The sequence below is a fragment of the Trinickia camelliae genome, from assembly GCF_053525655.1.
In genome coordinates this window covers 67789-74585 of the sequence record NZ_JBCHAA010000025.1, presented here as the reverse complement: position 1 = coordinate 74585, position 6797 = coordinate 67789, and the positions used below count along the sequence as shown (strand labels likewise).

General features: G+C 60.4%; 4 protein-coding genes. 2 read left to right on the top strand and 2 right to left on the bottom strand.

The window, feature by feature from the left end; all coding sequences use genetic code 11:
- Window positions 1-167: 167 nt before the first annotated feature.
- A complete protein-coding gene (locus AAHK20_RS31025; protein ID WP_449185334.1) occupies window positions 168-1367 on the bottom strand; it encodes a M20 aminoacylase family protein in 1200 nt (399 codons plus the stop codon).
- Window positions 1368-1570: 203 nt separating this feature from the next.
- Between AAHK20_RS31025 and AAHK20_RS31020 the strand changes: the two genes are divergently transcribed.
- On the top strand, window positions 1571-3649 hold the full coding sequence (locus AAHK20_RS31020; RefSeq protein WP_449185333.1) for a molybdopterin-containing oxidoreductase family protein: 2079 nt from the start codon (window positions 1571-1573) through the stop codon (window positions 3647-3649).
- A 167-nt stretch (window positions 3650-3816) separates the two neighbouring features.
- Complete coding sequence (locus AAHK20_RS31015) at window positions 3817-5490, top strand: long-chain fatty acid--CoA ligase (RefSeq protein WP_449185332.1); 1674 nt, start codon at window positions 3817-3819, stop codon at window positions 5488-5490.
- Window positions 5491-5554: 64 nt separating this feature from the next.
- Here AAHK20_RS31015 and AAHK20_RS31010 read toward each other — a convergent pair whose 3' ends face one another.
- Window positions 5555-6751, bottom strand: coding sequence for a porin (locus AAHK20_RS31010; protein ID WP_449185331.1), 1197 nt, complete (start codon window positions 6749-6751; stop codon window positions 5555-5557).
- Window positions 6752-6797: the final 46 nt, after the last annotated feature.

Here is a 6797-nt window from a genome sequence, read left to right as displayed (position 1 = left end):
CGTGTGAAAGTAGGTAATCGTCAGGCTCCTTACCCAAGTCCACAACCCCACCCCAAAAAGGTGGGGTTGTGACGTTTACGGGTCGGAAAAACACTCAAACGCCAATTCAATCCAGAAAGTGGCCCGCTGTAGCGGACCATTTTTGCGAACCGCTCACCCGCCCCTCCTTAAGCCTTCGCCGTAGCCAAAAAGCGCTGGGCAAGTCTCACCCAATACGTTGAACCAATGGGCAGCAATTCGTCGTTGAAGTCGTAGCTTGCGTTATGCAGCATGCATGGGCCGGCGCCGTGACCCATTTCGCGATGACCTCCGTCGCCATTGCCAATAAACGCATAGCAGCCGGGCTTCGCCAGCAGCATGAAGGAAAAATCCTCGGCGCCCATCGTCGGTTCGACAGCGTCGTCGACGTGGTCGGCGCCGGCAATTTCCCTCATGACCTCCGCGGCGAATTGCGTTTCCTTGGGGCTATTGATAGTCGGCGGGTAATTCCGGTGGAATGTCACCTCGGCAGAGCAATCGTAGGCCGAAGCTGTCGCTTCGACGATCTTTCGCATACGGGACTCGATCAAATCGAGCGTCTCGGTCGTGAACGTGCGTACGGTTCCTGCGAGCCACGCGTCATCCGGGACGACATTCACCGCATCGCCGGCGTGAATTTGGGTGATTGAAAGGACCGCCGTATCGAGCGGCTTCTTGTTCCTCGTAATAATGCTTTGCAGGGCATTCGCAATTTGAACCGCCGTGAACACAGGATCGCGACCGTTATGTGGCAACGCGGCATGCGCTCCGACGCCCTTGATCTCGATGCGAAACTCATTGCTCGACGCCATGATCGGGCCCTCGGTCACGCCAAAATAACCTGCAGGCATACCCGGCCAGTTGTGCATTCCAAATACTGCATCCACGGGGAATTTCGTAAACAGGCCGTCGTCGATCATCGCCTTTGCGCCGGCACCGCCTTCCTCGGCAGGTTGAAAGATGAAGACGATCGTTCCGTCGAAATCGCCATGTTTAGCGAGGAATTGTGCGGCGCCGAGAAGCATCGCCGTGTGTCCGTCATGGCCGCAGGCGTGCATCTTTCCCGAATTTTGCGAACGATGCTCGAAGGTGTTGAGCTCTTGAATCGGCAGGGCATCCATATCGGCGCGAAGGCCGATCGAGCGTGTCCCGGTACCACGCTTCAACACGCCGACCACCCCTGTTTTGCCCAAACCGCGGTGCACTTCAATGCCCCATTCCATCAGTTGCTGAGCAACCAAATCGGCGGTCTTGACCTCTTCGTAGCGCAACTCGGGATGCGAGTGGATCGTTCGTCGAAGCGATTGGATTTCGCCTCGCGCGGCTTGAATTTCAGGGATGAGTTTCATGATGCGTTCGGCTTCGTTGTGCGTTGCGTCTTGAAGACGGGGGATACTCGCTGAATCATTCTACGCCGAAGTGCTTTTTGGGCGACTCGACGGCGAAATCGGTCGGGACCATGGCGCATACTGGCGTAATAAAATTCCAGCGCCCAGTCGCTGGCATAATCCGCGACTCAATTCATTACCCACGATCATTACGGACACCCACGATGAATGCTCCCACCGAATTCGCTCGCGCCGTTTGCCCGCACGATTGCCCGGACACGTGTGCGATGCGGGTCACGGTGGAAGACGGACGTGCGATTAAAGTGGTCGGCGACCCGGAACATCCGCCGACGCAAGGGGTGCTGTGCACGAAAGTCAGCCGATATCCCGAGCGCGTGCACCATCCGAAGCGTTTGACGACACCGCTCAAGCGCGTCGGCCGCAAAGGCGAAGGCCAGTTCGAGCCGATCAGCTGGGATGAGGCATTCGCTCTAGCTGCGTCCCGGCTGTCCGAAATTACCAAGCGCGAGCCGCAAGCGCTATTGCCGTACAGCTACGCCGGCACAATGGGCCTGGTGCAAGGTGACAGCATCGCCCAGCGCTTTTTTCACAAGCTGGGTGCGTCGCGATTGGATCGCACGATCTGCGCGGCAGCCGGAGCGGCCGGTCTCAAATATACGTATGGCGCAAGCATCGGCATGCACACCGAGTTCTTCGAGGAGAGCGAGCTGATCTTGATCTGGGGCGCCAACCCGATCGCGTCGAACCTGCATTTTTGGACGCGCGCCCAGGAGGCGAAGCGCCGTGGCGCGCGGCTTGTCGCCATTGATCCCTATCGCTCGCTCACTGCCGAAAAGTGTCATCAGCACATCGCACTGCGCCCGGGCACGGACGCAGCGTTCGCTTTGGGGATGATGCACGTGCTGATCGTCGAAGACTTGCTCGATCACGCCTATATTGCCGAGCACACGCTTGGATTCGATGAGCTAAAGACACGTGCGCTTTCGTATCCGCCGTCGCGAGCCGCGCAGATCTGCGGCGTCGAGGAGCACGAAATCGTCGAACTCGCGCGGCTCTACGGCAAGACGCGCAAGTCCGCCATTCGCCTGAACTACGGCATGCAGCGTGTACGCGGCGGCGGCAATGCGACGCGCGCGATCGCGTGTCTGCCGTCGTTGACCGGCGCGTGGCGCGATCGTGCGGGCGGGCTGCTGCTGTCGTCGTCGGGCTGGGCACCTGTCGATACGCACGTGCTCCAGCGTCCTGACCTCATCCCGGGTTGGACGGCAAGCCAGCCCCGCGTCGTCAACATGAACGCGATCGGCGACGCCTTGCTGCACAGTGGCGACGCCCAATTCGGCCCGAAGATCGAGGCGATCGTTGTCTACAACTCGAACCCAGTCGCGGTCGCGCCGGATTCGGAACGCGTCGCGGCTGGATTTGCGCGCGAAGATCTGTTCACGATCGTCCTGGAGCATTTCCAGACCGATACGGCCGATTACGCCGATCTGCTGCTGCCGGCCACCACGCAGCTCGAACACCTCGATCTCCACAAGTCTTACGGCCATACGTATGTGATGGTGAACGAGCCGGCCATTCCACCGGTCGGTGACGCATTGCCGAACACGGAAATCTTCCGCGGCATCGCGCGGGCGATGGGCTTGCAAGAGCCGGCGCTCTACGAAAGCGACGAAGAGGTCGCGCGTACAGCGTTGCGCTGGAGCGATCCGACAATCGACGGGACCGATTGGGATTCGTTGAAGAAGGCGGGTTGGCTCAAGCTGAAGTTGCCCGATGCGCCGTTGGCCAGCGGCGGCTTTCGCACGCCGTCAGGAAAGTGCGAATTCTCGAGCCCGAGGCTGGCCGCCGAAGGCGCCGACCCGGTCCCCGACTATCTACCGCCATATGAATCCGCGGACGGTGCGCCGGAACTGGCCGCGCGCTATCCGCTCGCGATGATTTCCCCGCCCGCGCGCAATTTCCTGAACAGCAGCTTCGTCAACGTCGAGAGCCTGCGCTCGACGGAAGGCGAGCCGCATCTCGACATCCATCCGGCCGACGCGGCATCGCGCAACATCGGAGAAGGCGACATCGTGCGCGTCTATAACGATCGCGGTTCGATGCAAGTCCGGGCTCGCGTGACCGAGCGGGCGCGGGAGGGCCTCGTGGTCGGGTTGTCGATCTGGTGGAAGAAGCTCGCTCCAGACGGACGAAACGCCAACCAAGTTACAAGCCAGGCACTGACTGACTTAGGCGGTTCGGCGACTTTTTACGATTGTCTTGTCGAAGTCGCGCGCGCCTGACAATTCGTCAATTTCTCGCGTAAGCACCCGGGCACAAGTCGCCTGAGACACCAGTCAAAATTGGAGGAGCTGTTCGAGAACAGTATCTAACCCGGTTGTTTCCGCTCGGGCGAGCGGCTAGGATTCATTTTTTAGCACGACCATTCGAAAATCAGAGGAGACGCCCGATGGAAAAAATTTGGCTGAAGTCATATCCGCCTGGCGTCCCCGCCGAAATCGATCCGGCACAGTACGCTTCCGTTGGCGAATTGCTGGAAGAGAGCTTCGGCCGATACCGCGCAAAGCCCGCCTTCGTCTGCATGGGCAAAACGATGACCTACGGCGAGCTCGACGAGCAATCGCGCAAGCTCGGCGCGTGGTTCCAGTCGAAGGGGCTCGCTCGCGGCGCGCGTATCGCGATCATGATGCCGAACGTGCTGCAGTATCCGGTGGCGATCGCCGCCATCCTGCGCGCCGGATATACGGTCGTGAACGTGAATCCGCTCTATACGCCTCGCGAACTCGAGCATCAGCTCAAGGACAGCGGCGCCGAAGCCATCGTCATCCTCGAGAATTTCGCGGTGACGTTGCAGGCGGTCGTGCGCAATACGCCGATCAAGCATGTGATCGTGGCGTCGATGGGCGACTTGATGGGAGCCAAGGGGCTGCTCGTCAATTTCGTCGTGCGGCGTATCAAGAAGATGGTCCCCGCCTGGAGTTTGCCGGGGCACGTCAAATTCAACGATGCCGTCTCGGAGGGCGGGCGTCACGCCTTCAAGGCGGTGCAAGTGGAACCGAGCGACATCGCGTTCCTTCAATACACCGGCGGAACGACTGGCGTGTCCAAGGGGGCGACGCTCACCCATCGCAACATCGTCGCGAACGTTCTGCAGTCCGCGGCGTGGCATGAGCCGGCGCACGCGCTGCGAAACGACGTCGATCAGGTGATCAACGTCATCGCGCTGCCGCTCTACCACGTGTTCGCGTTGACGGTCTGCGGATTTCTCACGCTCCGCACGGGCGGGCTTGGCATCCTGATTCCGAATCCGCGCGATATCGCCGGGATGATCAAGCAGTTGAAGGGCTACGCGATCAACACGTTTCCAGCCGTCAACACGCTCTATAACGCAATGCTTAATCACCCGGACTTTCCGAAGCTGGACGTCTCGAAGCTCATGGTGGCGAACGGCGGAGGGATGGCGGTCCAGGAGGCGGTGGCGAAGCGCTGGTATGCCGCGACGAATGCACCGATCGTCGAAGGCTACGGTCTTTCCGAGACTTCGCCGTGCGTGACGTGCAATCCCGTTACCGCGACGGAATATAGCGGCACGATCGGCGTGCCGTTGCCGTCGACGGAAGTCTCGATTCGCGATGACGACGGCAACGCGTTGCCGCTCGGCCAGGCGGGCGAAATCTGCATTCGCGGGCCGCAAGTGATGGCGGGCTACTGGAACCGCCCGGACGAGACGGCGAAGGTCATGACGGCCGACGGCTTCTTCAAGTCGGGCGACATCGGCGTCATGGACGAGCGCGGCTTCGTGAAGATCGTCGATCGAAAGAAGGACATGATTCTGGTGTCGGGCTTCAATGTCTATCCGAACGAGATCGAGGATGTGGTCGCGAAGCATCCGGGGGTCTTCGAGGTCGCGGCCGTTGGCGTGCCGGACCAGCACTCGGGCGAAGCCGTGAAGCTTTTCATCGTCAAGAAGGACCCGGCGCTCACCGATACCGATGTCTTTGCGTTCTGCAAGGAGCAGCTGACCGGATACAAGCGCCCGAAGCTCATCGAGTTTCGCAACGAGCTGCCAAAGACCAATGTCGGCAAGATCTTGCGTCGCGAGCTGCGGGACGGAAGAGGTTAGAGGGGCGCAAAAGACAAGGCGCCCGAAGGCGCCTTGTGCATCCAACCCATCGTTTGTTCGTTTGCTAGAACTTGTGGCGAATGCCGACACTCGCAACCACTTGGTTTTGCGTATTCGACGGCGAAACACCGTTGATCGACGCCACGGCCGGCGTGTTCGTCGAATCATAGCCGGACGCGTGCTGCCACGCGGCGAGCCAATAGACGTCAGTGCGCTTCGACAGGAAGTAGTCGGCGCCCGCGTTGATCTGATGGTACTTGGCTCCGCTGCCGGACGGCATCGACGGCCCCTGCGTGTAGTGATAAGCGATCCCGGCGAGGAGCATCGGCGTGAGCTGGTACTTGAAGTTGACTTCGGCGTTGTTGAACGTCGCGGTACCGGCGAAGTTGCTCGGATTGAGGCCGGTCCCGCCGACAGCGCCAAGGTCCTTGAACTGCACGTTGCTATAGGTCGCGCCGACGGTCGCCGCGCCGAACGTGTAGGCGCCGCCAGCCGAAATGACTTGTAGCGTGGTCGCTGACGCGTAGCCGCCGTAAATGGGCGAGAGCTTCCCGTCAGTTCTCATGTTGTTCGACGAGGCGCTGTTGGCCGCCGTCCGCCCATCCGGGTTATTGCCAAAGAGCGAGTAATTCGGATCGCGCGCGTTCAAATACCCGACGCCCAGCTTCAGTGGACCATTTGCGTAACCCGCGCCGACCGAAAAGATCTGATTGCGGCTGTAGTCACCTGCGATCCCACCCAGGCTGTACAACCCGGTGAACGTGAGGCCGGCGTAATTCGCGCTCGTATACTTGATCGCGTTGTTCACACGGTGCCGGTTGTTCAGATTGTCCAGATCGCCCGGGTGTGCGCCGGCGTAACCCGCCCATTGGCTGCCGCTCGCCAGCGGGCCGACCATATCGACGACGGAATCATACTGGCGCCCCAGCGTGAGTTTGCCGTACTTGTCGCTGGACAGGCCGACGAACGCCTGGCGGCCAAACTCGCTGCCGCCTTGGCCGAGCCTGCCGCTTTCGATGGCGAAGCCGTTTTCCAGCACAAACAACGCTTTCAGTCCGCCTCCGAGGTCCTCAGCGCCCTGCAGCCCGAAGCGATTGCCCTGCATGCTGCCGCCTGATTGCCGGTACTCCTGGTGTCCGCCGCTATTGTTGTTGAGAGTGATGCCGGCATCGACGACGCCATACAACGTCACGCTACTCTGAGCGTAGGTGTTGGCGGTCAATGAACTTAGCGCGGCGAGTGCGAAAAGCGACTTCTTCATCCGATGTATCTCCCTGGATTTACTTGTCTTTTTGAGAAGCTGATAA